This window comes from Kribbella sp. NBC_00889, from assembly GCF_045207705.1.
GTDB lineage: Bacteria > Actinomycetota > Actinomycetes > Propionibacteriales > Kribbellaceae > Kribbella.
Genome location: NZ_CP108783.1, coordinates 4,749,082 through 4,775,538, shown reverse-complemented (window position 1 = coordinate 4,775,538; position 26,457 = coordinate 4,749,082). Strand labels below are relative to the sequence as shown.

Annotated in this window: 25 protein-coding genes; 16 read left to right on the top strand and 9 right to left on the bottom strand. The window is 68.4% G+C overall.

Annotation, left to right across the window (positions count from 1 at the left end; genetic code table 11):
• Positions 1-120: 120 nt before the first annotated feature.
• From hemW to OG817_RS23055, 4 genes are all read left to right on the top strand, one after another.
• Positions 121-1,326: a radical SAM family heme chaperone HemW gene (gene hemW / locus OG817_RS23070; protein WP_406046737.1), complete on the top strand. Its 1,206-nt coding sequence runs from the start codon at positions 121-123 to the stop codon at positions 1,324-1,326.
• 207 nt (positions 1,327-1,533) lie between these two features.
• The gene (locus tag OG817_RS23065; protein WP_396394746.1) at positions 1,534-2,862 is read left to right on the top strand and encodes an extracellular solute-binding protein; all 1,329 of its coding nucleotides are present in this window, start codon (positions 1,534-1,536) and stop codon (positions 2,860-2,862) included.
• A gap of 81 nt (positions 2,863-2,943) precedes the next feature.
• Complete coding sequence (locus OG817_RS23060) at positions 2,944-3,951, top strand: LacI family DNA-binding transcriptional regulator (RefSeq protein WP_406046736.1); 1,008 nt, start codon at positions 2,944-2,946, stop codon at positions 3,949-3,951.
• A 102-nt stretch (positions 3,952-4,053) separates the two neighbouring features.
• The gene (locus tag OG817_RS23055; protein ID WP_406046735.1) at positions 4,054-6,636 is read left to right on the top strand and encodes a DUF3376 domain-containing protein; all 2,583 of its coding nucleotides are present in this window, start codon (positions 4,054-4,056) and stop codon (positions 6,634-6,636) included.
• On the opposite strand, the gene OG817_RS23050 is transcribed toward OG817_RS23055, so the two are convergent.
• The 4 genes from OG817_RS23050 to OG817_RS23035 form a co-directional block, all read right to left on the bottom strand.
• Complete coding sequence (locus OG817_RS23050; protein ID WP_406046734.1) at positions 6,611-7,435, bottom strand: DUF3097 domain-containing protein; 825 nt, start codon at positions 7,433-7,435, stop codon at positions 6,611-6,613. The two genes, OG817_RS23055 and OG817_RS23050, sit on opposite strands and share 26 nt — an antisense overlap.
• A 206-nt stretch (positions 7,436-7,641) precedes the next feature.
• A protein-coding gene (locus OG817_RS23045; protein WP_406046733.1) for an IS3 family transposase occupies positions 7,642-8,917 on the bottom strand; the annotation gives its coding sequence in 2 pieces (ribosomal slippage) (positions 7,642-8,635 and positions 8,634-8,917; 1,278 coding nt in all).
• 332 nt (positions 8,918-9,249) lie between these two features.
• Positions 9,250-10,785, bottom strand: coding sequence for an NCS1 family nucleobase:cation symporter-1 (locus tag OG817_RS23040; RefSeq protein ID WP_406046732.1), 1,536 nt, complete (start codon positions 10,783-10,785; stop codon positions 9,250-9,252).
• Positions 10,786-10,902: 117 nt separating this feature from the next.
• Positions 10,903-11,673 carry an MBL fold metallo-hydrolase gene (locus OG817_RS23035; RefSeq protein WP_406046731.1) on the bottom strand — a complete coding sequence of 257 codons (771 nt, stop codon included), beginning with the start codon at positions 11,671-11,673 and terminating at the stop codon, positions 10,903-10,905.
• A gap of 162 nt (positions 11,674-11,835) precedes the next feature.
• Between OG817_RS23035 and OG817_RS23030 the strand changes: the two genes are divergently transcribed.
• From OG817_RS23030 to OG817_RS23010, 5 genes are all read left to right on the top strand, one after another.
• Positions 11,836-12,477, top strand: a complete 642-nt coding sequence (locus OG817_RS23030) for a ThuA domain-containing protein (RefSeq protein WP_360447317.1) — start codon at positions 11,836-11,838, stop codon at positions 12,475-12,477.
• Positions 12,462-13,565 (top strand): Gfo/Idh/MocA family protein, encoded by a 1,104-nt coding sequence (locus OG817_RS23025; RefSeq protein WP_406046730.1) that lies wholly within the window; start codon positions 12,462-12,464, stop codon positions 13,563-13,565. Before OG817_RS23030 ends, OG817_RS23025 begins: the two co-directional genes overlap by 16 nt.
• Before the next feature lie 119 nt (positions 13,566-13,684).
• Entirely contained in the window at positions 13,685-14,707 is a 1,023-nt protein-coding gene (hrcA, locus tag OG817_RS23020; RefSeq protein ID WP_396394738.1) for a heat-inducible transcriptional repressor HrcA, read from the top strand.
• Positions 14,708-14,736: 29 nt separating this feature from the next.
• Positions 14,737-15,879, top strand: coding sequence for a molecular chaperone DnaJ (dnaJ, locus tag OG817_RS23015; protein WP_360447321.1), 1,143 nt, complete (start codon positions 14,737-14,739; stop codon positions 15,877-15,879).
• Positions 15,880-15,926: 47 nt separating this feature from the next.
• The gene (locus OG817_RS23010; RefSeq protein WP_406046729.1) at positions 15,927-16,643 is read left to right on the top strand and encodes a 16S rRNA (uracil(1498)-N(3))-methyltransferase; all 717 of its coding nucleotides are present in this window, start codon (positions 15,927-15,929) and stop codon (positions 16,641-16,643) included.
• 71 nt (positions 16,644-16,714) lie between these two features.
• Here OG817_RS23010 and OG817_RS23005 read toward each other — a convergent pair whose 3' ends face one another.
• Both OG817_RS23005 and OG817_RS23000 read right to left on the bottom strand, forming a co-directional pair.
• On the bottom strand, positions 16,715-17,854 hold the full coding sequence (locus OG817_RS23005; RefSeq protein ID WP_406046728.1) for a Gmad2 immunoglobulin-like domain-containing protein: 1,140 nt from the start codon (positions 17,852-17,854) through the stop codon (positions 16,715-16,717).
• The gene (locus OG817_RS23000) at positions 17,851-18,360 is read right to left on the bottom strand and encodes a SigE family RNA polymerase sigma factor (protein ID WP_406046727.1); all 510 of its coding nucleotides are present in this window, start codon (positions 18,358-18,360) and stop codon (positions 17,851-17,853) included. Before OG817_RS23000 ends, OG817_RS23005 begins: the two co-directional genes overlap by 4 nt.
• Before the next feature lie 335 nt (positions 18,361-18,695).
• On the opposite strand from OG817_RS23000, the gene OG817_RS22995 reads away from it, so the two are divergent.
• Genes OG817_RS22995 through OG817_RS22965 form a run of 7 tightly spaced genes read left to right on the top strand, consistent with a single transcriptional unit; the run spans position 18,696 to position 24,010 of the window.
• Entirely contained in the window at positions 18,696-19,622 is a 927-nt protein-coding gene (locus OG817_RS22995; RefSeq protein ID WP_360447387.1) for a PhoH family protein, read from the top strand.
• Entirely contained in the window at positions 19,619-20,104 is a 486-nt protein-coding gene (ybeY, locus tag OG817_RS22990; RefSeq protein WP_360447331.1) for an rRNA maturation RNase YbeY, read from the top strand. Before OG817_RS22995 ends, ybeY begins: the two co-directional genes overlap by 4 nt.
• Positions 20,105-20,111: 7 nt before the next feature.
• Entirely contained in the window at positions 20,112-21,416 is a 1,305-nt protein-coding gene (locus tag OG817_RS22985; protein ID WP_131513674.1) for a hemolysin family protein, read from the top strand.
• A gap of 28 nt (positions 21,417-21,444) precedes the next feature.
• Positions 21,445-21,780: a cytidine deaminase gene (locus OG817_RS22980; protein WP_131350068.1), complete on the top strand. Its 336-nt coding sequence runs from the start codon at positions 21,445-21,447 to the stop codon at positions 21,778-21,780.
• Positions 21,764-22,693, top strand: coding sequence for a GTPase Era (gene era, locus OG817_RS22975; RefSeq protein ID WP_406046726.1), 930 nt, complete (start codon positions 21,764-21,766; stop codon positions 22,691-22,693). Before OG817_RS22980 ends, era begins: the two co-directional genes overlap by 17 nt.
• Positions 22,694-22,718: 25 nt before the next feature.
• On the top strand, positions 22,719-23,384 hold the full coding sequence (locus OG817_RS22970; RefSeq protein ID WP_406046725.1) for a GNAT family N-acetyltransferase: 666 nt from the start codon (positions 22,719-22,721) through the stop codon (positions 23,382-23,384).
• Complete coding sequence (locus OG817_RS22965; RefSeq protein ID WP_406046724.1) at positions 23,381-24,010, top strand: hypothetical protein; 630 nt, start codon at positions 23,381-23,383, stop codon at positions 24,008-24,010. Before OG817_RS22970 ends, OG817_RS22965 begins: the two co-directional genes overlap by 4 nt.
• A 1-nt stretch (position 24,011) precedes the next feature.
• On the opposite strand, the gene OG817_RS22960 is transcribed toward OG817_RS22965, so the two are convergent.
• The 3 genes from OG817_RS22960 to OG817_RS22950 all read right to left on the bottom strand — a co-directional run bounded on the left by OG817_RS22960 (position 24,012) and on the right by OG817_RS22950 (position 26,370).
• Positions 24,012-25,001, bottom strand: coding sequence for a GNAT family N-acetyltransferase (locus OG817_RS22960; protein ID WP_406046723.1), 990 nt, complete (start codon positions 24,999-25,001; stop codon positions 24,012-24,014).
• 66 nt (positions 25,002-25,067) lie between these two features.
• A complete protein-coding gene (locus OG817_RS22955) occupies positions 25,068-25,484 on the bottom strand; it encodes a PPOX class F420-dependent oxidoreductase (RefSeq protein WP_396394728.1) in 417 nt (138 codons plus the stop codon).
• A gap of 55 nt (positions 25,485-25,539) precedes the next feature.
• The gene (locus OG817_RS22950) at positions 25,540-26,370 is read right to left on the bottom strand and encodes a hypothetical protein (protein WP_406046722.1); all 831 of its coding nucleotides are present in this window, start codon (positions 26,368-26,370) and stop codon (positions 25,540-25,542) included.
• Between the last annotated feature and the right edge of the window lie 87 nt (positions 26,371-26,457).

Genomic DNA, 26,457 nt, shown 5'->3' with positions numbered 1-26,457 from the left:
GCCGAGGGTCTCGTCGGCAACTAGCCTCGGTCTCCTTGATCCTAATGTAACCAAGCGACCACTCTCTGCCAGCACAGCTCCGCGGCGATCCCGTCAAAATCGAGTCCGTACGATGGGTGGGTGCCGTCGACATTGCCCGAGGGGGAGGTTGCGCCCCGGGACGGGGCGCTGCCGGAAACCGCAGTTCGCGAGGCCGCCACGCGGCCGCTCGGGTTCTACCTCCATGTGCCGTTCTGCGCGTCGCGCTGCGGGTACTGCGACTTCAACACGTACACCGCGAAGGAGCTCGGTGGCGGCGCGTCCCAGGCGTCGTACGCCGACACCGCGATCGGCGAGGTGCGGATGGCTCGGCGAGTCCTCCAGAGCGTGGATCAACCCGTCGACACGGTGTTCTTCGGCGGCGGTACGCCGACCCTCCTGCCGGCCAAGGACCTCGGGAAGATGCTGGCCGCGGTACGCGACGAGTTCGGGCTGGCGCCGGGCGCCGAGGTGACGACCGAGGCCAATCCGGAGTCGGTGGATCCGGCGTACCTCGAAGGTCTCCTAGAGGCCGGGTTCACCCGGGTGAGCTTCGGCATGCAGAGCGCCTCGTCGCACGTGCTGAAGATTCTCGACCGGCAGCACACGCCCGGCCGAGCGCTCGACGCGGTGAAGGAAGCGACCGCGGCCGGTTTCGAACACGTCAACCTCGACCTGATCTACGGCACCCCCGGCGAGTCACTCGACGACTGGCGGGCCTCGCTCGAGTCGGCGCTGTCGGCACAGCCTGATCACGTGAGCGCCTACGCGCTGATCGTCGAGGACGGGACCCAACTGGCCCGCCGGGTCCGGCGCGGCGAGCTGCCGATGCCGGACGACGACGACCTCGCCGACAAGTACGTGCTGGCCGACGAGATGCTGTCCGCCCAAGGCCTGACCTGGTACGAGGTCTCCAACTGGGCCCGCACCGAGGACGCCCGCTGCCGGCACAACGAGCTCTACTGGCGCGGCGACACCTGGTGGGGGATCGGCCCCGGCGCGCACAGCCACGTCGGCGGCGTTCGCTGGTGGAACGTCAAGCATCCCAGCGCGTACGCCGACCGCCTCGGCGCCGACGACAGTCCGGCGTACGCACGCGAAACCCTCGACGCCGAAACCCGCCGGGTGGAACGCGTCCTGCTCGAGATCCGGTTGTCCGCCGGCCTCCCGCTCGACGTACTCGATGACGAAGGCAGAGCCGCGGCGGAGCGGATGCCCGACCTGGTGATGCGGGAGGCGGACCGTCTGGTCCTTACCCGCAAGGGCCGTCTCCTCGCCGACGCGGTCGTCCGGAACCTGCTGCCCTAGCGTTCTGAGATCACTCCCTGTGGTCAGCGTTCGGTGATCGACGCGGTTCGCTGCGTGACGACACGCGGAAGTATGTACTGACCTGGTCGGTCTCGTTTCGCTGCGTGACGACGAAGTGCTTGACATACCCAGTCGCGACGCTTGAAACTCAGCACACTTTCGCGATCCGAGAGCGCTCTCAACTCCGTCCAGTCCAGGGAGCTTTTGATGCGGCCCAGAAACGGTGCCGGCCTCCGCCCCATCGCACTGCTGTGTGCTTGTACTGCCGTTCTGCTCGCCTCCGCCTGCGGTGGGTCCGGGGGGTCGGATGCCTCAGGCAACAATGCCGGCGACGGCCCGAAGATCGAACTGACCATCGCCACCTTCAACGAGTTCGGCTACGAGGACCTGTACCGCGAGTACGAGGCCCAGCACCCGAACATCAAGATCGTCGAGCGCCGCGCACCCACCGTCGACGCGCACATCAAGAACCTGGACACCAACCTCGCGAACGGGTCCGGCCTGGCCGACATCGAGGCGATGGAGGTCAGCTGGATCTACAACTACCTGGCCAAGGCGGACCAGTTCGTCGACCTCCGCGACTACGGCGCCAACGACCTGAAGGACCGCTGGCTGGACTGGAAGGTCGCCGGTGCGACCACCCCGGACGGCAAGATCATCGGGTACGGCACCGATATCGGGCCGGAGGCGATCTGCTACCGCCGCGACCTGTTCGCGAAGGCCGGGCTGCCGACCGACCGAGCTCAGGTCGCGAAGTTGTTCACCGACTGGTCGTCGTACTTCGCCACCGGCCGGAAGTTCAAGCAGAAGGTGCCCGGCTCGGCCTGGTACGACTCCGCCGTACTGACCTGGGAGGCGATGCGCAACCAGCTGATCCAGGCCTACTACTCCAACCAGGACCGCTTCCTCGGCGCGGAGAACCCGCTGCTGAAGAAGACCTGGGACCAGGTGGTGAAGGGCACCGCCGACGGCCTGTCCGCCGGGCTGCCGGCCTGGAGCGACGAGTGGAACAAGGCGTTCCGCACCGACAGGTTCGCGACGATGGCCTGCCCCGGCTGGCTGCTCGGCGTGATCCAGGGCAACGCCGGCAGCTACGGCAAGGGCAAGTGGGACGTCGCCGACGTGTTCCCCGGCGGAGGCGGCAACTGGGGCGGTTCGTATCTGACCGTGCCGAAGCAGTCGCCGCAACCGGTCGAGGCGGCCCGGCTGGCCGCCTGGCTGACCGCGCCCGAGCAGCAGATCAAGGTGTTCAAGAAGGTCGGCTCGTTCCCCTCGACACTCGACGCGTACGACGATCCACAGGTCAAGTCGCAGGTGAACCCGTACTTCAACAACGCGCCGGTCGGGCAGATCTTCGTCAACCGCGCGAAGAACGTGATCCTCAAGCAGCACAAGGGACCACGCGATGGTGAGATCAACCAGGTGTTCAGCGCCGCACTGACCAAGGTCGACGAAGGCAAGCAACCTCCCGACGCGGCCTGGAAGCAGGCGCTCGACCTCGCCGACAAGGCCGCGAACACCCGGAAGAGTGGCTGACGCCCCGGCCGCCGGCGGCGCGCGAACGCCCGGCCGAAGTACTACGGTGTGAAGGCACATCAACCGAGGCGGGGAGGACCGATGGACCGCTCGGGTTCTCCCACGCTGGAGCAGGTCGCGGCGCTTGCGGGTGTCTCTCGGGCGACTGTTTCGCGGGTGGTGAACGGCTCGCCGAAGGTGCTGCCGCAGACGGTGGCCGCGGTCGAGCGGGCGATCGGCGAACTCGGCTACGTGCCGAACCGCGCCGCCCGTGCGCTGGTGACGCGCAAGACCGACTCGATCGCGATCGTCGTACCCGAACCGGACAGCCGCGTCTTCTCCGACCCGTTCTTCGCCGGCATCCTGCGTGGTGTCAGCCGGACGCTGGCGCCGACGTCGTCGCAACTGGTGCTGCTGATCGAGCCGGCCGAGGCCGACGACCAACGCCTGCTGCGCTACCTGCGGGGCGGCCATGTCGACGGGGCGATCATCGTCAGCCACCACGGCCGCGACAACGTGCTGCAGGAGTTGACGCAGCTGCCGTTGCCGATCGTGTTCAGCGCCCGGCCGATCGGTGTCGAGGTACCGGTGGCCAGTGTGGACGTGGACAACGTCGCGGGGGCGCGGACGGCGGTGGAGCACCTGTTGTCGATCGGGCGCCGCAAGCTCGGGACGATCACCGGTCCGCTCGACATGACGGCCGGCCTCGACCGGCTGACCGGGTACCAGGACGTGATGAAGGAAGCCAAGCTGCCCGAGGCCGTCGCGTTCGGGGACTTCACCGCCGACGGTGGTGAGCAGGCGGCGATACGGCTGCTCGACGAGCACCCCGACCTGGACGGTCTGTTCGTCGCGTCCGACCTGATGGCGACCGCGGCGCTGCGGGTGTTGTCGCAGCGCGGCCGGCGGGTGCCGGACGAGGTCGCGGTGGTCGGGTTCGACGACTCTGTGCTCGCGACCACGACCACACCGAGGCTGACCACCGTGCGGCAGCCGGTGGAGAAGCTGGGTGCCCGGCTGGCCGAGATCCTGCTCGCCAAGATCGGCGGCGCGACGCTCACCAGCCCGGAGATCTACGGGACCGAACTGATCGTCCGCGACTCCGCCTGAGCTGAGCCGCGCCAGGAGTAATGTCACCCCGTTGTTCACTCTCCGCTGCGACGATTGCCGTATCGCGTCACGCCCGTGAGGTCCCCCAGGGAAAGGGAACGGATGACCGACCACGAGATCCGGATCGCGCTGGTCCTGAACGGCGGGGTCAGCCTGGCCGTCTGGATGGGTGGGGTGACCCACGAGCTGGATCTGATCCGGCGTGCGTCCGGTTCCGGCAGCGCGCCCGGTCCACAGCCGTACGACGAGGTCCTGGCCGAGCGCTGGCGTGAGCTGTGCCGGCGCGGTGACGAGAACCGGCGCGTGGTCGTCGACGTGATCGCGGGTACGAGCGCCGGCGGGCTGAACGGTTCGTTGCTGGCGACAGCGATCTCGAACGGCTCGACCCTGGACCCCGACGGCGAGCACGGACCCTGGCTGCGGCAGAAATGGGTCGCGCTCGGGTCGCTCGAGGTCGGCAAGCTGGTGCCGTCGGCCGGCAAGAAGTCCACCTCGGTGCTGGACGGCAAGTACTTCTTGCAGGAGCTCGACAGTCTGCTCAAGGGCGTCGTCGACGCGGGCGAGACGGCGGCCGAGGAGCCGGTCACGCTGTTCGTCACCGCGTCCGGGCTCGGTGTCCAGCAGTTCGAGGCGAAGGACGCCGCCGGGCAGCGTTTCGTCGTACCCGACCATCGGTACCTGTTCGCCTTCACCAGTGAGAACGCGGCGACGTACGACGGATCGAAGCGGGCCTTCGCGGTCGCGGACAAGAACGGGCTGAACGACACCAAGCTGCTGGCGCGCGCGGCCCGCGCGTCGGCCTCCTTCCCGGCCGCGTTCGGCCCGGTGCTCGAGACCCCGAATCTGGCCGACTCACCGCCTCGCGTGCAGCCCGCGAACGCGGAGTCGGGTGCCTGGCTGGTGGACGGCGGCGTACTGGACAACGCACCCTTCGGTCCGGTCCTCGATGTCGTGGCCAGACGACCGGTCGCCGGGCGAGCCAGCCGCTACGTGTTGTACGTCGTACCGTCGGCCGGGATCGGGAGTGCGTCGACGGCGTTGCCGGAGGCGAAGGAGCCGAGCTGGCGGGTGGCGGCGCTGTCCGCCGTACAGTTCCCGCGCGAGGTCGACTTCCGGTCCGATGTGGAGCAGCTCGAGCGGCTGCTGCTGGAGGCGGACGCGTCCTGGTCCGACACCCAGCGACTGTTCGATCGTTGCATGAAGCAACCAGTCGAGCGGGACCGGCTGCAGGCGGCGGCCAAGGCACTGCAGCCGACGTACTCGCGCGGCCGCGCCGCCGGCGGTGTCTGGGAGGCGGTGACGATCGCCGGCCACGACCAGTCGACCGTCCTCGACGCGGCGACCGCGCTGTCCGAGCAGGAGGTCGACGAGATCCTCGGGACCGACCACCCGTGGGTGCCCGATCCGGACGGCTCGACGGCTCCGCTGCAGAACGATGCCGAGGGCAACCCCAGTTGGCTGTGGGGGACAGGTGCGGCGGAGCGCGTCGTACGGCTGATCCTGCGCTCGCTGCGCAACCAGATCAGCGAGGCGCCGAAGGAGCAACGGGCCGAGCTGGAGCGGCGGCTGAAGGCGGCCAGCGATGCTCTGCTGAAGACGCAGGCTGTGCGGGACGCACTCACCGAGCAGCTGACCGCCGCCGACCTCGACCTGAGCCCGGCCGGTGGCGCCGAGGCCGTCGCGGTCGGGCTGAAAGACATCTTCACCGACCTGCAGATCCAGCGGGCGCTGGGCGACACGTTCGCCGAGCTGATCGCGGCCGTCGGGCGGGACCTCGTCGAGACCGCCCTCGAGGTGGAGATCGTGTCGCGCTGTACGTCGGCGCGGACGCCGCAGCAGCGTAGTGCGCCGTTCCAGTTCCTCCGGCTCGGGCCGGACATCCCGCTGCCGCTGCTGGACGACCAGCCGGAAGGCTCGATCGCCAACAACCTCAAGGACCGCATCCTCTACGGGTCGCAGGTCGGGCACTTCGGCGCGTTCGGTGCGGCGGACTGGCGGCGGTGGGACTGGCTGATGGGCCGGCTGCACTGTGTCGCGCACCTGGGCGCGATGCTCGGCGCCGACGAGGACTGGATCCGCGAGACGCAACGGCAGGTCCTGAAAGCGGAGGACTGGAAGGTCGAGGCGGTCGCCGAGCGCGTCCAGCGGCTGGCCCAGGACTTCCCGATGGGCGCGGGTCTCGGTGCGCTCACCACGATGCGCGACGAGCTGAACCAGTCGGACGAGGGTCGGGCGACCACGAAGGGCCTTGCGGACCGGATGGTCGACGTGTCCGGCGGACTCGGGTCGCAGGTCGGCGACTGGGTGAAGGCGATGGCGGGCCGCAAGGACAAGCCCGGTTCGTGGTTGCTGCAGTGCGCGCGCTGGTTCACCGAGCCGGCGCGGCAGTCGGTGTGGACCCGTGTGGTGCGCGGCGCCAAGGTGACGCCGGCCAAGCGCCCGTTGGTCTTCGAGCAGTGGTTGCCGGTGGCGGGCATCGTGCTCGGTGTGGTGTTGCTGGTCGTCGCGGGGCTCGTCGAGCAGAGCGCCGTACGGATCATCGCGGCAGTGCTCGCCGGAGTGGTGCTGGCGGCGACCGCCGTGCTCGGTGCCGCGACCTGGTACGTCCGGCGTGCGCGGCGGCGGATCCAGGCCTGGGTCGAACGGCGGATGCCGGAGATCAGTCCAGCGTCACGAAATCGATGAGCTCCTCGACCCGGCCGAGCAGCCCCGGGTCGAGATCGGCGAAGCTGGTCACCTTCGACAGGATGTGTTTCCAGGCCGCGGCGACATCGGCCTGATCGGTGGCCGGCCAGCCGAACGACTGCAGCACGCCCTTCTTCCAGTCCTGCCCGTGCGGGATCCGTGGCCAGGCCTTGATCCCGACCGACGACGGCTTGACCGCCTCCCAGATGTCGATGAACGGGTGCCCGACCACCAGCACGTGCCGGTTGGTCACCTGGGCCGCGATCTTCGACTCCTTCGATCCGGCGACCAGGTGGTCCACCAGAACACCGAGCCGGCGACCCGGACCAGGCTGGAAGCGGTTGACGATGCCGGGCAGGTCGTCGACACCTTCGAGGTACTCGACCACGACGCCCTCGATCCGCAGGTCGTCGCCCCACACCTTCTCGACCAGTTCGGCGTCGTGCCGTCCCTCGACGTAGATCCGGCTGGCCCGGGCCACCTTCGCCCGGACGTTGTCCACCGCAACCGAACCGGAGGCGGTCCGGGTCTTCTTCGCCGGGCCGGCCTTCTTCGGCGGTTTCAGGCTGACCGGTTTGCCGTCCAGCCAGAACCCAGGCCCGAGCGGGTACGTGCGGACCTTCCCGAACCGGTCCTCGAGATCGACCACACCGTGCTCCCAGCGCACGATCGCGCCGACGAACCCCGAGGTCGGCTCCTCGACGACCATGCCCTTCTCGATCTCGACCTCGACGGTCCGCCCGTTCTTGGGCTTGCGCCAGTCCCCACTCAGTACGTCGTTCCCATACCTGTCAGCCACCGCCCAACCGTATGTCGTCGTACCCTCCCTTACAGCTCAGCCACACACCCTTTCCCACCCCGCGCCCGCCCCGATTCCCCGCGCCCGCCCCGATTCCCCGCGCCCGCCCCGATATCCCGCGCCCGCCCCGATTCCCCGCCCGTCCCTTCTGATGGGTTGACCCATCAGAAGGTGGGTGAATCGCCCCGGGTTTCGTGGAGACCCGATTACTTGGTTCCGGCCTTGGTGAGGACGGGGATTTCACTGTAGTGGTTGGCTTCGAACTCGGCGGGTGGGACGTGCCCGATCTCGCCGTGTAGGCGTCGGTGGTTGAACCAGTCGACGTATTCGGCGACGGCGATCTCGACGTCGTTGATGGACTTCCAGCCCGTGTTGGGTCGGGTGGCGGGGTTGCGGATCAGCTCTGCTTTGAACAGCGAGTTGAATGCCTCGGCCATCGCGTTGTCGTAGGAGTCGCCGCGGCTGCCGACGGACGCGACGGCGTCGGCCTCGGCGAGCCGCTCGGTGTAGCGGACAGCTCGGTATTGGACCCCGCGGTCGCTGTGATGAATCAGCCCGGTGAGGTCGTGGCCGGCCCGCTGCCGTGCCCACAGCCCCATGTCGAGGGCGTCCAGGGCCAGGTCGGTGCGCAGGCTGGTCGAGACCTGCCAGCCCACGACCAGGCGGGAGAACACGTCGAGGACGAACGCGGCGTAGACCCAGCCGGAGTGGGTGCGGATATAGGTCAGGTCCGCCACCCAGAGCTGGTTGGGTGCGTCGGCGACGAAATGCCGCTGCACTAGGTCGGCTGGACGTGGTGTCTGAGCACCTTCGGTCTGGGTCGTCCTGCGGGTCTTCTCACGCCTGATGCCTCGCAGGCCCTCGGCGCGCATCAGCCGTTCCACGGTGCACCGGGCAACGTTGATGCCGCCTCGATTCAGCTCGGCATGGATCTTGCGCGCGCCGTAGACCTCGAGGTTGTCCTTGTGCAGCTGGCGGATCGCCGGGACCAGTTCGGCGTCTCTGACCGCCCGGGCCGATGGCGGCCTGCTCTTGGCGGCGTAGTAGGTGCTCGGGGCAATCTTGATCCCGGCAGCGGCCAGGACCTTACAGATCGGCTCGACCCCGAACCGGTCGCGGTGCTGGTCGATGTAGTCGACCAGCACCGCCGTCGGCACCTCGGTTACTTCACCTTGCGGTCGAGCTCCGCCGCCGCGAAAAAGCCGACGCTGTCTTCAAGATCTCGTTGGCCCGCCGAAGCTCGCGGTTCTCCCGCTCCAACTGCGCGATCCGCTCGGCATCGCTGGTGGCAGTGCCCGGAACTGTCCCCTCGTCGATCTCAGCCTGCCGGACCCAACCCCGCAACGTCTCGCGGTGCACGCCGAGTTGCTCCGCGATCCGCGGAATCGCCCCCGACCTCGTCGCCGGGTCCTTGCGCGCGTCCACCGCCATCCGCGTGGCCCGCTCACGCAACTCGTCGCCATACTTCCTCGGTGCAGCCATAACTCTCATCCTCCATGGATTGAGAGCCTCCATCAGACCCGGGGCGATTCAGGGTTGGCCACCGGCGCGCGGCTGGCCAACCCACCATCTCGTGGGTCAACCAGGGAAACGCCGGCGTCGCACCGATATCGCGGGGACGGCGGGGTGGCGGGATTGCTGGCGGGGGGCTGGGGTGGGTGAACCCATCAGAAGGTGGGTTGGCCACCGGCCTGCGCGTGGCCAACCCACGTTCTCGTGGGTCAACCCATCAGATGTTCTCGTGGGTCAACCCATCAGATGGAGGCGCATGCCGTTGGGGTGGGCGCTCAGAGGGGGGAGGGGTCGGGTGTTGGTCAGTAGGTGGGAGCGGCTTGGGTTGTGGTGGGTTGGCGGGACGGGGAAGCGACCGTGAACAGGAGATAGGTGAGGAAGCCCGCGACCAGGCCGACTGCCCAGGAGTAGTCGTAGAGCGGCTTGAGGAAGGGGATCAGGCCGTCCTCCGGGAACGGGCCGGCGCCGGGGTTCGAGTACGCGCCGCCGACGGCGAGGACAGAACCGACGACGGTGGCGACGACCGCGCGCCAGTTCCAGCCGGCCGAGTACCAGTAGCGGCCGCCCGGTAGGTAGAGGTCGGCCAGGTACAGGCTGGTGCGGTCGATCAGCCAGTAGCCGGCGATCAGTACGCCGGCGACCGAGGCGAGCAGGCCGCCGTAGAAGGACAGCCAGACGAAGATGTAGATCGACGGGTCGGAGATCAGCCGCCACGGCTGGATCACGACGCCGATCACGCCGGTGACCAGGCCGGCGGTCCGGAAGTTCAGCCAGCGCGGGACGGCGTTGGCGAAGTCGTACGACGGGCTGACCACGTTCGCCGCCACGTTGCACGACATCGTCGCGAGGATCGCCATCACCAGGCCGATCGTCACGACCACCGGGTTCTCGAAGCGGCGGGTCAACTCGACCGGGTCCCAGATCGCCGTGCCGTAGACCAGCACGGTGCCGGACGTGGTGATGATCGAGACGAGCGCGATGAACGACATCGTGGTCGGCAGGCCGATGATCTGGCCGACGACCTGCTGGCGCTGACCCTTACCGAACCGGGTGAAGTCCGGCATGTTCAGGCTGAGGGTCGCCCAGAACGCGATCATGCCCATCAGCGACGGCGCGAAGATCTTCCAGAAGTCGGCGTCCCAGCCGAGCTTCGACGGCTGCGACAGGATCGGGCCGAACCCGCCGGCCTTGACCAGGATCGCCACCATCAGCGCCAGGAACGCGACCGTGACGAGTGGCGCCGCCCAGTTCTCGAACCGCCGCAGTCCCTCGATGCCGCGCCAGATCAGCACCATCTGGAGCACCCAGAAGAACGCGAAGCTGAGCCACATCGTCCACGGGTGCCCGCCGACCGCGGACGCCTCCGTCCAGCCGTTGCCGAACAGTTCGCCGACGATCACGAAGATCGCCTGGCCGCCGATCCAGGTCTGGATGCCGAACCAGCCGCATGCGATGAACGCGCGCAACAGGGCCGGGAAGTTCGCGCCGCGGAGGCCGTAGAAGGCGCGCGCGAAGACCGGGAACGGGATGCCGTACTTCGTCCCGGCGTGACTGTTCAGCAGCAGCGGGACCAGCACGATCAGGTTCCCCAGCGTGATCGTGATGAACGCCTGCAGCCAGTTCATCCCGAGCGCGACCAGACCCGCGGCGAGTAGGTAGCTGGGGATGTTGTGCGCCATTCCCATCCAGAGCGCCGCATAGTTGTACGTCGTCCAGTGCCGCTCGGGCAATCGGGTCGGTGCGAGCTCCGCGTTGGCGTAGGGGCTGTCCGCGAGGACGGCGGGATCGGCCAGTTCGACTCTGCCGTCGGGATGAGTGGTCTGCTCGATCGTGGTCATGGTTGCCACCCCATCCGGTCGTGGTTCGCGCCGCACTTCGCAACAAAGTGCGGCAAACCTGACGCGGTGTCAACGGACAACTACAACTTGACCGCCCGACCCGTGCGCTTTCGGGAATCAGCCGGGGCCGAGCAGGGGCAGCGTCGGGCGACGCGGGGTGCCGAGTGTCCCGTAGCCGCGCTTGATCGCGTCCTGGAGTTTCTCGAGCGGCCACGGCCAGTCGTCGGTGTGGGCGAGAGCCTGCTCCAGCGGGGTGCCGCCGTGGTGGAGACCGGAGATGGTGTTGGCGACGGTGCCGAGGTCGCCGGCTTGGTCGCGCACGAACTCCGCGTCGACGACCGCGCCGTGACCGGGGACGACCTTCGACGAGCTGGACAGCATCCCGATCACCCGGTCGATCGTGTCCGGCCACTCCAGCGGGAACGAGTCCTCTCCGTACGACGGCGGCGCCGACTCCTCGATCAGATCGCCGACGAAGTAGACCTCCGCATCCGGCACGACGACCACCACGTCGCCGTCGGTGTGCGCGTTCCCCAGATGCAGCAACTCGACTCTGCGGTCGCCGAGATCGATCACCCTCGCCACCGCGAAGGTCTGCGCCGTCAGTTCGGCGGCCGTCGCGGCGTTCTCGTGGGCGATGACCTCGGCCTGATCGAAGACGCTGTTCCCGGCGACGTGGTCGAAGTGCGCGTGGGTGTTGACGACCCAGCGCACCGGCTGGCCGGTCAGTTCGCGGATGTGCTCGCGCAATTCCTCGGCCTGCTCGGTCGTCGCCCGGGTGTCGATCACCAGCGCACCGTCCGCCCCGACGACCAGACCGACGTTGAGGTCCCATTCGTCGTACCGGCGGACCCAGCAACGATCGCCGACTTCGGCCCACGTACTCATGGGAGCGAGATTACTTGCTGTGTACATCTCCTCCGACCACCGGTCCCGTCGCATCCAGAGGACGGAATCGCACTTGAAGGGCGGTCGGGCGGCGCCTAGGGTCACGGTGGCGGTTCGCAACGGTTCCGAACTCGGCAGCGAAACTTTCGAAGGGCGGTCGGCGTGACGACACGACGTGCACTGGTGGTCCGGGGCGGCTGGGAAGGGCACTCGCCGGTCGAGGCGACCGACCTGTTCATCCCGTTCCTGGAAGAGAACGGTTACGAGGTGACCGTCTCGGACAGCACCGAGAGCTACCTCGACCTGGACGGCACCGACCTGGTGCTGCAGTGCGTCACGATGAGCGAGATCGACGCCGACCACTTCAAGGGCCTGGAGGCCGCGATCCGCCGCGGTACCGGATTCGCGGGCTGGCACGGCGGCATCGTCGACTCGTTCCGGGCCAACGCCGACTACAGCTTCATCACCGGCGGGCAGTTCATCTCGCACCCGCACGGCTTCACCGACTACCGCGTCGACGTCGTCGCCGAACACCCGATCGTCGAGGGCATCACCCACTTCGACGTCCACACCGAGCAGTACTACGTGCACTACGACCCGACCAACACCGTGCTCGCCACGACGACGTTCCGCTCGCATCCGGACTACCCGTGGATCGAGGGTGCCGTGATGCCGGCCGTCTGGACCCGGACCTGGGGCGCGGGAAAGGTCTTCGTCTGCACCGTCGGCCACAAGCTGGACGACCTCGAAGTGCCTGAGGTGCGGACCATCGTCGAGCGGGGGCTGCTGTGGGCGAGCAAGTGACGGGCATCGGCATCGTCGGTACGGGCGTCATCTCCGGCACCTACCTGGACCATCTGGCCAAGCTGCCCGGCGTTGATGTGGTCGCGGTCGCCGACCTGGACATCAGCCGCGCGCAGGCGATCGCCGACGGCAACCCCGCCATCCGCGCGCTGTCCCCGGACGAGCTGTACGCCGCGGACGACGTCGAGATCGTCCTGAACCTGACCATCCCAGCCGCCCACGCACCGGTGCACCAGGCCGCGCTCGAAGCCGGCAAGCACGTGTACGGCGAGAAGCCGCTGGCCGTCGACCGGGCCGAGGCGGAGCCGCTGCTCAAGTACGCCGCCGCGAACAACCTCCGCGTCGGCTGCGCGCCGGACACTGTGCTCGGCACTGGTACCCAGACTGCCCGGGCTGTCATTGACCGCGGCGACATCGGCGTACCGACGGCTGCCACGGCATCGTTTTTCACGCCCGGGCACGAGCTGTGGCACCCGGCGCCGGAGTTCTACTACCAGCCCGGCGGCGGTCCGGTCCTCGACATGGGTCCGTACTACGTGACGAGCCTGGTGACCTTGCTGGGTCCGGTACGACGCGTGACCGCGCGGGCCGGTCAGTCGAAGCAGGAGCGGAAGATTCACACCGGTCCGCGAGCCGGCGAGACCTTCCCGGTCCAGGTGCCGACGCACGTGACCGGCGTACTGGAGCACGAGTCGGGTGCGCTGACCACGGTGCTGATGTCGTTCGACATCTGGGCCGCGCGGTTGCCGCGGATCGAGGTGCACGGGACCGAGGGCAGCCTGTCCGTACCCGACCCGAACGGGTTCGATGGCAAGGTCGAGATCGCTACCGCGGCCAACCGCGACTGGACCGAGGTCCCGGTCGCCGGTGGGTACGCCGGAGCCGGCCGGGGCGTCGGGGTCGCGGACATGGCCCGGGCGGTCCGCACAGGTCAGCCGCACCGGGCCGACGGTGCACTGGCCTACCACGTGCTCGACGTACTCGAGTCCTTGCTCGAAGCGGCTGCCCAGGACCAGCCCGTGGATGTCGCGAGCACAGTCACCCGGCCCGCCGCCGTACCGTTGGGAGCGTCCCCCGAGCTCGCCTGAGACCCGTCCCACGCCGTCACACGTCGGTGCGAGCTACTACGGCTCGGTAGACTGGCACTCGTTTCAACTGAGTGCCAAGGGTCACTGAGTCGTACGTCGAGGCGAGGGAGGTGGTGCGCGTGCTGGACGATCGCAAGCTGGATGTTCTCCGCGCCATCGTCGAGGACTACGTGGCGACCCATGAGCCGGTCGGCTCGAAGACGCTGGTGGACCGGCACAACCTCGGGGTGTCGCCGGCAACCGTGCGTAACGACATGGCTGCGCTGGAGGAGGAGGGGTACATCACCCAGCCGCACACCAGCGCCGGCCGGATCCCCACCGACGCGGGCTACCGGCTGTTCGTGGACAAGCTGAGCACGGTCAAGACGCTGTCTCCGGCGGAGAAGAAGGCGATCACCTCGTTCCTGGCCGGCGCGGTCGACCTGGACGACGTCGTACGCCGTACTGTCCGGCTGCTGGCCCAGATCACCCGCCAGGTGGCGATCGTGCAGTACCCGTCCCTCAACCGTTCCAGCGTCCGGCACATCGAGGTCGTCACGATGACCCCGCGCCGGCTGCTGCTGGTGCTGATCACCAGCACCGGCCGCGTCGAGCAGCGGATCGTCGAGCAGACGAACGACGTCGACGAGCAACTGATCGCCGACCTGCGCTCGCGGCTGAACACCGCACTATCCGGGCAGCGGCTGACTGAGGCCACCACGTCCCTGGCCGCGGTGACCGACCTGTTCGCCCCGGCGGACCGGCCACTGGTCGCGGCGATCGTGACGACGCTGCTGGAGACGTTCACCGACGAGGTCGGCGAGCAGAGGATCGCGGTCGGCGGCGCCGCCAACCTGACGCGGTACGGCGACGACTTCGAGCGGAACGTGAAGCCGGTGCTGGAGGCACTGGAGGAGCACGTCATTCTGCTCAAGCTCCTCGGTGAGGCCACCAACCCGCAGACCCTGACGGTCCGCATCGGGCACGAGAACCCGTTCGAGGAACTGGCCACCACCTCGGTGGTCGCGACCGGCTACGGGTCAAAGTCGGAGGCGCTGGCCACGCTCGGCATCGTCGGCCCGACCCACATGGACTATCCGAGCACGATGGGCGCCGTGAGGGCCGTCGCGCGCTACGTCAGCCAGATATTGGCGGACTCCTAAATGACTGAACCCAACCCCTGGTCTGGAGTATGAGCACCGATTACTACGCCGTCCTGGGCGTCAGCCGCGACGCGACGCCGGACGAGATCAAGAAGGCGTACCGCAAGCTGGCACGCCAGTACCACCCGGACGTGAACGACTCCGAGGACGCCCACCACAAGTTCCAGGAGATCGGCCGCGCCTTCCAGGTGCTGAGCGACCCGCAGAAGCGGCAGTTGCACGATCTCGGCGGTGACCCGTTCGCGACCGCGGGCGCCGGCCCGGGCGGCGCGGGCTTCGGCCAGGCCTTCACGTTCACCGACATCATGGACGCCTTCTTCGGCCAGACCGGCGGGGCCACCCGCGGGCCTCGGCCGCGGACCCGGCGCGGCCAGGACGCGCTGATCCCGCTGCGGATCGACCTGGCCGAGGCCGCGTTCGGCACCACCCGGGAGCTGAAGGTCGACACCGCCGTACTGTGCCCGACCTGTTCGGGTTCGGGAGCGGCGGCGGGCTCCGAGCCGGTCACCTGCGAGATCTGCCACGGTCGCGGCGAGGTCACCCACACCCAGCGGTCGTTCCTCGGCGAGGTCCGCACCATGCGGCCGTGCCCGAACTGCCGCGGCTTCGGTACGACGATCCCGAACCCGTGCGTCGAGTGCGCCGGCGACGGCCGGGTCCGGTCCCGCCGCACCGTCACGGTCAAGATCCCCGGTGGCGTCGACAGCGGCACCCGGGTGCAGCTGTCCGGCCAGGGCGAGGTCGGCCCCGGCGGCGGCCCGGCCGGCGACCTGTACGTCGAGATCGAGGTCGAGCCGCACGACATCTTCACCCGCAACGGCGACGACCTGCACTGCACGGTGACGCTGCCGATGACGGCGGCCGCGCTCGGCACCACGATCGACCTGCCCACGCTGGAGGGCGAGACCACCCCACTGGAGATCCGGCCCGGCACGCAGTCCGGGACGGCGATGACGCTGACGGCTCGTGGTGTCCCGCGCCTGCGGCACGCGGGTCGTGGTGACCTGATCGTCCAGGTGATCGTCGAGACCCCGACCAGGCTGGACGACTCCCAGGTCGACCTGCTCCGCCAGTTGGCCGAGGCTCGTGGCGAGGAGCGTCCCCAGGGTCAGGTCCAAGCCGCCCACAAGGGCGTCTTCGGTCGCCTCCGCGACGCCTTCGGCGCCCACTGAAACAGGCTCGGCCGGCTCCGCCGGCCTCGCGGGAAGGTGATGGGCTGGTGGGCATTGCCGTTTTCTTCGCGCCGGAACTCGTGGGCGACGAACTGACGCTGGACGGCGCAGAGGGCCGGCATGCGGCGGTGGTTCGGCGGATCGGCCCTGGTGAGCGCATTCGGTTGACCGACGGTCGTGGTTCGTGGGCCGAAGGCCCGGTGACGGCTGCGTCCAAGGCCGGGGTGACCGTGGCGGTGCAGCAGCGTGGGCACGAGCCGGCGGCTTCGCCTCGGTTGGTGGTGGTGCAGGCGTTGCCGAAGGGCGAGCGGGCCGAGCTGGCGGTGGAGATGCTGACCGAGGTCGGGGTCGATGTGATCGTCCCGTGGAACGCGGAGCGGAGTCAGTTCCGCAACAACCCCGAGCGGTCCGCGAAGACGTACGCGAAGTGGCAGGCCTGGGCGTTCGAGGCGAGCAAACAGTCCCGCCGCTCCTGGTTCGCCACTGTGGAGCCCATCGCGAGTACGCCGGAGGTCGCGCGACTACTTTCCGCCGCGGCACTCCCCGTCGTACTGCACGAGGAAGCCAAGACGCCGCTCGCCTCGCTCGAGCTCCCGACCGACGGCGACATCGTCATCGTCATAGGCCCGGAAGGCGGCATCGCCCCAGCCGAGCTGGCCACCTTCGCCGCCGAGCCCATCCGCCTCGGCGACACGGTCCTCCGCACCTCAACCGCCGGCGTAGCCGCAGCCGCCGCCCTCCTCTCCCACTCCCGCTGGACCTAGCAACTGACCCGGCCGATGGCGGGTTGTTTCATCGCTGGCGTCAAAGAACCGGATAGCGAGCGAACAACCTGCTAGCGGACCTCGATGGTTTTGGAGTCGATGTCGGTGGTGGAGCCGTCGGCGGGGGAGATGAGGAAGGCCTCGATCTGCCAGGGGCCGGGGGTGAGCTTGAGGTTGAAGGCGAAGGGCGTGAACTTCTGGCCCTCCTTGGTGTTCGTGTAGCCCTTCCGTACCTCGCGGGTCTTCAGGTTCGTGGCCTCGTAGTTCACCGTCGCCTCGTACGCCGCGGCCGTGCCTTCGACGGTGACCATCGACTTGGTCAACTGGTCCTGGGCCGGGGAGGTGATCCAGACCAGCGCCTGGACGTTGGCGGCCTGGGCGCGACTGAGCGGCGTACTGGTGTCGACCTGGCCGAACAGCCGGGCGCCGACCTGGCCGTCCTGGGTGATCTGGACCTGCTGGCTGCTGTCGTCGAGGGCGCCTTGCACCGTGTAGATCAGCTGCTGGGCGGCCACGTCCGCGGTCTCGGGGTCGAGCTTCGTCGTCGGGAGCCGCTTGAAGTCGACGGTGACCGTGCCGTCGGACCTGGTGACGGTGTTGATCTCGGCGCCCCGCCACACGGAGTAGTAGTCAGGGTCGCCGGGCTGCTTGGACGTCATGATCCGGACCGCCTCGACGGCGGGCCGGCCACTCACCTTCGCCCACGTGCGGTAGAGCCGGACCCTCGGGGTGGCCTTGGTCGTTGCTCCCGGAGTGGGACGGACCGCGGTCTTGTCGCCGAGCCAGTAGACCGGGACGAGGGTGCCCTTCACCATCGGCTCCGGCGTACCGCGGCGGTCCTTCGGCACCGAGGTCGCCTGCGCCGTCGGCGGCTCTGGCGGCGGCTGGCTCGGCGAGGTGCTGGACTGTGGGGTGGTCGACGACGGCAATGCGGAGGCGCTGGTCGACGTACTGGGGCCGGCTGCGAGGCCGCTGTCACCTGCGGTGTTCATGTTGTTGTCGAGGACAGTGAAGGCGCCGATCACCGCTGCCGTGCCGACGATTGCAGCGCCGGCGGTCAGCACCCACGGGCGCCGGGACGTCGTACGGCGCTGGGCCCGGGCGCGGGCCTGGATCTCGGGTAGCGAGTCGGTCGGCTCGACCCGGTCGGCCTCCTCGTGCAGGGACCGCCGCATCAGCTCGTCGAACGAGTCGTTGGGCTGTTCGTTCATACGTTCTGCTCCAGGAGCTGGCGCAGCGACTTCGTCGCCCGCGCGGCGTGGCTCTTCACCGATCCCCGGCTGATGCCCATCGTGTCGGCGATCTCCGCTTCGGAGAGGTCACCGTAGTACCGCAGCACCATCACGGTGCGTTGCTTCTCCGGCAGGGTGCGCATCGCTTCGATCACCTGGTCGGTCTCGGCTGTCCGCAGCGCGGCCTGCTCGGCGCTCGGCGCGTCCGGCAGCGAGCGTGGTGTGTGCTTGTCGACGACCACCAGGTGGCGCTGGCGGGAGCGGCAGCGGTTCACCACCGCGGTGCGCAGGTACGCGAGAGCCTTGTGGGGGTCGCGCAGCCGGTGCCAGCGGCCGTGCATCGCGACGAACGCGTCCTGCACGATCTCCTCCGCCGTACCGGTGTCGCGCAGCAGCAGGGCGCCGAGCCGGACCAGCGACGTGTAGTGCGCCGTGTAGACAGCCGTCAACGCCTCGTCGGCATCCCACGAGGACTCATGTGTCACGCACTCTTCGTACACCACGGCTGGTTGCGCCACGACACGATGACGCGGAGACCCCCTTGCAGGTTGACAACACACCCCGGTTGACAACAGCCAGGCCTCGTTTCGGGCGGTTCGGGCGTGTTCCGGGGAATTACAAGTGAGGGTGTCAGTGGAGGCGGCTAGCATGGGTTAGTCAGTCAGTGATCATCGGCATCAGGAGGAAGAGCCTGTCCAGGCCACGCAGTATCGAACCGGAGGCGCGCGCGAACGGCCGTGGACGCGATGAGCTGTCCCGATCGAGCACCGCCACCAGCGCACAGGCGTCGCACAAGATCGTCGTGCCGAACAGCATCGACATGGTGGCCCTGCTCGGAGCCCGGGACGAGTTCCTCCGCATCGTCGAGAAGGAGTTCGCCGCCGACATCATGGTCCGCGGCAACGAGATCACGCTCAACGGCGAGCCGGCCGAGCTGGCCCTGGCCGAGCGGCTGATCGACGAGCTGATCGCGGTCGTGCGGACCGGGCACGGGCTGACCGCCGACTCGGTCGAGCGCAGCATCGCGATGATCAAGTCCGCCACGGCCGAGAGCCCGGCCGATGTGCTGACCCAGAACATCCTGTCCAGCCGCGGCCGCACCATCCGGCCCAAAACGCTGAACCAGAAGCGGTACGTCGACGCCATCGACAAGAACACCATCGTGTTCGGCATCGGCCCGGCCGGTACCGGCAAGACGTACCTGGCGGTGGCCAAGGCGGTCCAGGCGCTGCAGGCCAAGGAGGTCAACCGGATCATCCTGACCCGGCCGGCCGTCGAGGCCGGTGAGCGGCTCGGCTTCCTGCCCGGCACGCTGTCGGAGAAGATCGACCCGTACCTGCGGCCGCTGTACGACGCCCTGCACGACATGCTCGACCCGGAGTCGATCCCGCGGCTGATGACGGCCGGCACGATCGAGATCGCGCCGCTGGCCTACATGCGCGGCCGGACGTTGAACGACGCCTTCATCATCCTGGACGAGGCACAGAACACCTCGCCCGAGCAGATGAAGATGTTTCTCACCCGGCTCGGTTTCGGCTCCAAGATGGTCGTCACCGGCGACGTCACCCAGGTCGACCTTCCGACCGGCACGAGCTCCGGTCTGCGTGTCGTCCAGGAGATCCTCGAAGGCGTCCAGGACCTGACCTTCTGCCGGCTCACCTCCCACGACGTGGTCCGGCACAAGCTGGTCGGCCGGATCGTCTCCGCCTACGAGAACTACGAAGGCAATGGCGAGCCGCGAAGATGAACGTCGAGGTCAACAACGAGTCCGGAGTCGAGATCGACGCGCACGGACTGATGCGGCTCAGCCGGTTCGTGATGTCGTCGCTGCGGCTGCACCCGGAGTGTGAGCTGTCGATCAAGCTGGTCGACGAGGACACGATGGCGCGGTACCACGTCGAGTTCCTGGACCTGCCCGGTCCGACCGACGTGATGTCGTGGCCGATGGACGAACTGCGGCCGGGTTCCGCCGACAACGGCGAGGACTCGGATCTTCCGCTCGGTCATCTCGGTGACATCGCGCTCTGCCCGACCGTGGCGGCCGCCCAGGGCGCCAAGGCCGGGCACGGCACGTGGGCCGAGCTGGAGCTGCTGACCGTGCACGGCATCCTGCATCTGCTCGGCTACGACCACGCCGAGCCGGCCGAGAAGGCGGAGATGTGGGAAGTGCAGGGCCGCCTGCTGGAAGCCTGGCGAGCGCCGGCGAACCAGTTGGCCGGACAGGAGTGACGTTCCGGTGAGCTCCCAGGACCTCGTCCTGCTGGTCGTGGCCGCGGTGCTCGTGCTGCTCGCCGGATTGTTCGCCGGTGCCGAGGCGGCGCTGTCGTCGTACTCGAAGGTCCGGGCCAATGAGCAGGTCGAGCGGGGGAACCTGCGCGCGGTCCGGCTGCGGGACCTGCTGTCCGACGCCCCGCGGTACCTGAACTCGCTGCTGCTGCTCCGGCTGAGCTGCGAGATCACCGCGATCGTGCTGGTCACCCAGGCGCTGTCGAACGTCTTCGACGTCACCTGGGAGCACGTCCTGATCACCGCCGTGGTGATGGTGCTGGTCTCGTACGTCATCATCGGCGTCGCCCCGCGGACACTGGGCCGGCAGCACTCGGACCGGTTCGCGATCATCTCCGCCGGTCCGGTGATGGCGCTGACCCGGGTGCTCGGCCCGCTGCCGAAGGTGCTGATCCTGCTCGGCAACGCGCTCACCCCGGGTAAGGGTTTCGCCGAGGGCCCGTTCGCGACCGAGGCGGAGCTGCGGGCGCTGGTCGACTACGCCGAGAAGTCCGCGGTAATCGAGTCTGGCGAGCGGCAGATGATCCACTCGGTGTTCGAGCTCGGCGACACCATCGTCCGCGAGGTGATGGTGCCGCGCACTGACATGGTCTACATCGAGCGGCACAAGAAGCTTCGCCAGCTCACTTCGCTCGCGCTGCGCTCCGGCTACTCGCGGATCCCGGTGATCGGTGAGTCGCTGGACGATATCCTCGGCGTCGTCTACCTCAAGGACGTGATGCGCCGCGTCTACGACAACGCGCAGGCCGAGTCGACCGAGCGGGTCGAGTCGGTGATGCGGCCGTGCATGTACGTGCCGGACTCCAAGCCGGTCGACGAGTTGCTGCGCGAGATGCAGGCGGCCCGGATGCACGTCGCGATCGTCGTCGACGAGTACGGCGGAACGGCCGGCCTGGTCACGATCGAGGACATCCTGGAGGAGATCGTCGGCGAGATCACCGACGAGTACGACGAGGACCCGGACTCGGTGCAGGAGCTGTCCGACGGCGCGTACCGGGTCTCCAGCCGGCTCCCGATCGACGAGCTCGGCGAGCTGTTCGGCGTACCGCTGGACGACGACGACGTCGACACGGTCGGCGGCCTGATGGCGAAACTGCTCGGCAAGGTGCCGATCCCCGGCGCCGAGGTGGAGATCGAGGGATTGTCGCTGACGGCGGAGCGGCCATCCGGGCGCCGCAACCAGGTCGGTACTGTGCTGGTGCGACGGGTCGAGACCGCGACCCGGCCGCAGGACCAGAACCACCAGCCCGCCTGACCCCGGATCGCCCCTTTCTTTGGAGTACGTGTTGTCAGACCTTTCGGCCGAGGACGCCAAACTCGTCACGCTCGCCCGCGCCACCCGCGCCCGGACCCGGGCGGCCGAGGGTGCGGCCGTGCGCGACTCCGACGGGCGGACGTACGCCGCCTGCACGGTGGCGCTCGACACGGTCGAGCTGACCGCGCTGCAACTGGCGGTCGCGATGGCCTTGTCATCCGGTGTGAAGGGTCTCGAGGCCGCCGCGGTGGTCACCGACGCGGAGTCCGTCGACGTCAACGTGGTCCGCCACTTCGCCGGCGCCGCCATCCCCGTAGTAGTTGCCCAAGGCACCGGAGAGGTCCGCGATGTCGTCCACACCTGAGCCGTTCAAGTCCGGTTTCGCCTGTTTCGTCGGCCGTCCCAACGCCGGGAAGTCCACGCTCACCAACGCCCTGGTGGGCCAGAAGATCGTCATCACGTCGTCCAAGCCGCAGACGACCCGGCACGCGGTCCGGGGCATCGTGCACAGGCCTGACGCCCAGCTCGTGCTGGTGGACACGCCAGGTCTGCACAAGCCGCGCACACTGCTCGGCGAGCGGCTCAACGACCTGGTGAAGGCCACCTGGGCCGAGGTCGACGTGATCGCCGTCTGCCTGCCGGCCAGTGAGAAGATCGGGCCCGGTGACCGGTTCCTGGTGACCGAGGCGGCCAAGGTCGCGAAGACCCCGAAGGTCGCGCTGGCCACCAAGGCCGACCTGGTCGAGCCGGACCGGATGGTCGAGCACCTGGCCGAGATCGCCGCGCTGGGGGAGTCGGCCGGCATCGAGTGGGCCTCGATCGTCCCGGTGTCGGCGACGTCGGGCTTCCAGGTCGACGTGGTCGCGGACGAACTGGTGAAGCTGCTGCCGGAGGGTTTCGCGCTCTACCCGGATGGCGACATCACCGACGAGCCCGAGGAGACGCTGGTCGCGGAGCTCATCCGGGAGGCCGCGCTGGAGGGCGTCCGGGACGAGTTGCCGCACTCGATCGCGGTCACCATCGACGAGATGGGCCTGCGTGAGGACCGGCCAGACGACAAGCCGCTGCTCGACATCTACGCGAACATCTACCTCGAGCGGGACAGCCAGAAGGGCATCGTGATCGGCCACAAGGGTGCCCGCCTGCGCGAGGTCGGTGCCTCCGCCCGCCGCCAGATCGAGACGTTGCTCGGTACGCCGGTGTACCTCGACCTGCATGTGAAGATCGCCAAAAACTGGCAGACAGACGCGAAGCACTTGCGCAAACTGGGATTCTGATCAATCTGTCGTGGGGGAAGACCGAGTGCTGACCAATCCTGTGTACGCCGCTCTGACCGGATCGCACGCCGGCTTCGCCGAGGTCCTGGGCAACGCCCGTCGGTATCCGCCCGCGGTCGCGCCGTTCCTCGCTCTGCCGGACAACCCGACGCCGCAGGACTGGGCCGACGCCGCGGTCCTGCTCGGCCCGGGAACCACGGCTGCGCTGATGCGCCCGGAGTTCCCCATCCCTGACGGCTTCAAGTTGGACCTGCACATCGACCTGGTGCAGTTCGTCGCGCCGGCAGACCTCGCGGCCGAGGACCCGGAGGCGGTCCTGCTCGGTCCGGACGACGTACCCGAGATGCTCGCGCTCGTAGCTCTCACCGATCCTGGGCCGTTCCGCACTCGCACGATCGAGCTGGGCACCTATCTCGGGATCCGCCGCGGCGGCGAGCTGATCGCAATGGCAGGCACCCGCTTCGCATTGCCGGACCACACCGAGATCAGTGCCGTCTGCACCCATCCGTCGTATCAGGGCCAGGGCCTCGCCACCCGCCTCATCCGCTCCGTTGCAGCCCACATCACCGCGACCGGCCGCACCCCGATGCTCCACACCGGCGGAGGAAACACCAACGCCATCCGCCTCTACAACTCCCTCGGCTTCACCCTCACCAACCGCATGAAGGTCACCCTGGTCCAGGCCCTGTGAACGACCTGTCCCACGTCTTCTGGCTCGGCGGCGGCAGCGGCGGCGGCAAGTCCACCGTCGCCCGCCACCTGGTCGAACGCTTCGGCGTCCGGCTCTACGACACCGACCGTGCGATGGCGGATCACACTGCCCGCAGTGCGCCGGAGGATACGCCGTATCTGGAGAAGTTCCTCGCGATGGACATGGACGAGCGGTGGGCGGACCGGTCACCCGAGACGATGCTCGAGACGTTCCACTGGTTCCGGGGCGAGGCGTTCGACCTCATCGTCGACGATCTGCTGCGGTTGCCGCCGGAGCCGATCGTGGTGGAAGGATTCCGCCTGCTGCCCGCGCTGGTCGAACCTCTGCTGGCCGATCGGCGGCAGGGTCTCTGGTTGCTGCCGACCCCGGAGTTCCGGCGGATGGCGGTGGAGCACCGGGGGTCCTTGTGGGCGATCGCCGGGCGGACGAACGCGCCAGAGCGTGCCCTGGGCAACTTGTTGGAGCGGGACCGGAGGTTCACCGATCAGGTCGCGATGGAGACGCGGCGGCTCGGGCTGACCAGCATCATGGTCGATGGCAGCCGCACCGAGGACGAGCTCACGGTCCGGGTGGCCGGGTTGTTCGGGCTCGGCCACCCGGCGTGAACTACAGCGTCTTCTGGTAGGCGAAGACGCGGGCGATGATGCGGTAGTTCAGCTGTTCGTTGATCGAGATCATGTGGTCGTTGGACTCGGCGTTCCAGGTGTCGACCAGGCTCAGTGCCAGTTCCTCGTCACGCATCCACAAGAGCATGGCGGACTTGAGCAGCGCGCCGAGGCGGTGGCCCCGGTGGTCGCGCGACACGGCCGTGTCGTTCTGGATGCCGATGTGCGGGCGCTCGCGCTCGACCGTGATGGTCGAGTGGCCGGCCAACTCACCGGTGGCCTTCTCCCGGGCGATCACCCGGCGGATGGTCCGATCGCTCTTGATCTGCGCCTCTTCGTAGGCCCGCAACCGCTTTGGGCTGTAGACGTCGTCCTCCATGTCGAGGTCGTCCTTCGGCGCGTCGTTGATCGACTCGGTCACCGCGACCATGCCGTCGAGCAACTCGTCCGGCAGCGCCCCGGTGATCTTCACCAACTCGTACGCCGACGAGCGGGCGACGGCGCCGTCGTACAGGCTCTGCACGTTCGACCAGTCGAGGCCGTCGAGGTCCTGCCGACGGTTCACCTCGATCGCCTTCTGCTCGTAGCCGTGCCGCCGGGCGAACGCTTCCGCCTTCGGCAGGTCGTACCCGCCGAACCCGACCACGCTCCGGCCCAGCTCGCGGGTCACCTGCTCGGCGTACTCGACCAGGGCGGACCCGACCCCGCGACCGCGGTGGTCCGGATGGACGTTGACGTCGATCCAGACCTGGTTCAGGTTGTCGTACGACGGAGCCGACACGAGCAGCAGTCCGATCGCGGTGCCGTCGGTCTCCCGGGCCAGAAACGCCTGCTCGGGGTTCATGTCCCAGCCGTACCGCAGCATGTTGGCGAACCCTCGTGGGGTCAGGTCCAGCATCTCCGGACAGTCCAGCTTAGTGCCGGCGTTCTGCACGGCTACGGCATCGATGCACCCGGCCTCGTCGTCGGGTGACAGTCTCGTGATCTCCACGCCCACAGAGTCCACCACGCCGTCGGTTACCGCGAGTGGTTTATCCGCCGTGGAGAAGTTCCCCGCTCAGGGCTGCGGCATGCCGTAGGCGTGGTCGACGACCATCGAGAACATCAAGCGCTTCTCCCCGATCATCGCGCGGCGGTAGTCGTCCCAATCCGGGTGCTCACCGGACGCGGTGCGGTAGTAGTCGACCAGGTCCTCGACGACCGCGTCGTGTGGGTCTGCCGCCACCGCACTGAGCTCGGCCTTGCCCTCGAGTACGACGTACGAGCGGCCGCCGGGTCCGTCGACGTACAGACTGGCGCGCGGATCGCGGCGCAGGTTCTTCGTCTTGGCCCGGCCGTCGGTCAGCGAGACCCGGATCCGTTCGCCGTCGAACACATAGGTGACGTTCGACAACTGCGGTCGCCCGTCCCGTTTGAGCGTGACCAGGACGCCCAGCCCGTGAGTGCCGATCCGGTCCGCGAGAGTTCGTGTCATACCACGGAGCTTAAGATTTCAAGCACACTTGAAGGCAACTCGGACTGTTTCCGTCTCAGGTGGTGACGATCAGGACGCCGGCGACGACGGTGGTCAGACCAGCGATGTGGGTGAGGCTGAGTCGCTCGCGGAGTACGACGAGACCGGCCATCGCGCCGAGTACGAGGTTGAGGGTACGGCCGATCGCGACGGTGCCGACGGACGCGACGGACAGGGCGAGCAGCACCAGCCCATAACTCGCCGGCGTCAGGATCGCGATCGGTATCGCCTGCCGCCAGTGGCCGAGCACCGCACGCAGTTCGCCGCGACGCGGCGCGAGGATTGTCGACAACACGACGATCTGGGCCACGTTGGCTATCGCGAGGTACGGCACGAGGTTCGCGCCGAGCGAGGTCATCGCGAAGCCGTCCCACAGTGTGTAGGCGGCAGTGCAGGTCGCGACCGCGAGACCCAGCCCGAGACCGAGCGCCATCCTTCGGTGGCGGCGTTGCCCGTCCATCACCAGCACGCCGCACACCACCAGTACGACGCCACCCCAGGCCTTCGCTGCCGGCCATCCCTGCCATGGGATTATTGCCACCGTCACGAGGACGGGAGCCACGCCCCGGCTGATCGGGTAGACCGTCGAGAATTCGCCCGCGCCGTACGCCTTCTGCAGGGTGACGGCGTACATCGTGTGCAAAAGCATGCTCACCAGACCGGACCACCAGGCCGACCCCAGGCTGCCGCGCAGGCCTGACCAGATGAGGAGTGCGACCGAGAGCGGGAGGGTTACGAGACCGCACAGCCAGACGAACGCCGGACCGGTCTGGGAGGTCTTCTTCATCAGGAGGTTCCACGCGGCGTGGCAGCCGGCGGATGCGGTCAGGAGGCCGAGAGCGATCACGTAGACAGTGTCTACATGATAGGAATAGACACTGTCTACCAACACCTGTGGGTTGGCTGAAGAAAGCCGCCGGAGACTGGTCCGGGC

Excerpts from the sequence above, each read along its gene's own strand:
- OG817_RS22995 (WP_360447387.1), top strand. The coding sequence starts at position 18,696 with ATGGTGGCCCTGCTCGGAGCCCGGGACGAGTTCCTCCGCATCGTCGAG.
- OG817_RS23040 (WP_406046732.1), bottom strand. The coding sequence starts at position 10,785 with ATGACCACGATCGAGCAGACCACTCATCCCGACGGCAGAGTCGAACTG.
- OG817_RS22955 (WP_396394728.1), bottom strand. The coding sequence starts at position 25,484 with ATGACACGAACTCTCGCGGACCGGATCGGCACTCACGGGCTGGGCGTC.
- dnaJ (WP_360447321.1), top strand. The coding sequence starts at position 14,737 with ATGAGCACCGATTACTACGCCGTCCTGGGCGTCAGCCGCGACGCGACG.
- OG817_RS23060 (WP_406046736.1), top strand. The coding sequence starts at position 2,944 with ATGGACCGCTCGGGTTCTCCCACGCTGGAGCAGGTCGCGGCGCTTGCG.
- OG817_RS23005 (WP_406046728.1), bottom strand. The coding sequence starts at position 17,854 with ATGAACGAACAGCCCAACGACTCGTTCGACGAGCTGATGCGGCGGTCC.
- OG817_RS23035 (WP_406046731.1), bottom strand. The coding sequence starts at position 11,673 with ATGAGTACGTGGGCCGAAGTCGGCGATCGTTGCTGGGTCCGCCGGTAC.
- OG817_RS23055 (WP_406046735.1), top strand. The coding sequence starts at position 4,054 with ATGACCGACCACGAGATCCGGATCGCGCTGGTCCTGAACGGCGGGGTC.
- OG817_RS23065 (WP_396394746.1), top strand. The coding sequence starts at position 1,534 with ATGCGGCCCAGAAACGGTGCCGGCCTCCGCCCCATCGCACTGCTGTGT.
- ybeY (WP_360447331.1), top strand. The coding sequence starts at position 19,619 with ATGAACGTCGAGGTCAACAACGAGTCCGGAGTCGAGATCGACGCGCAC.
- era (WP_406046726.1), top strand. The coding sequence starts at position 21,764 with ATGTCGTCCACACCTGAGCCGTTCAAGTCCGGTTTCGCCTGTTTCGTC.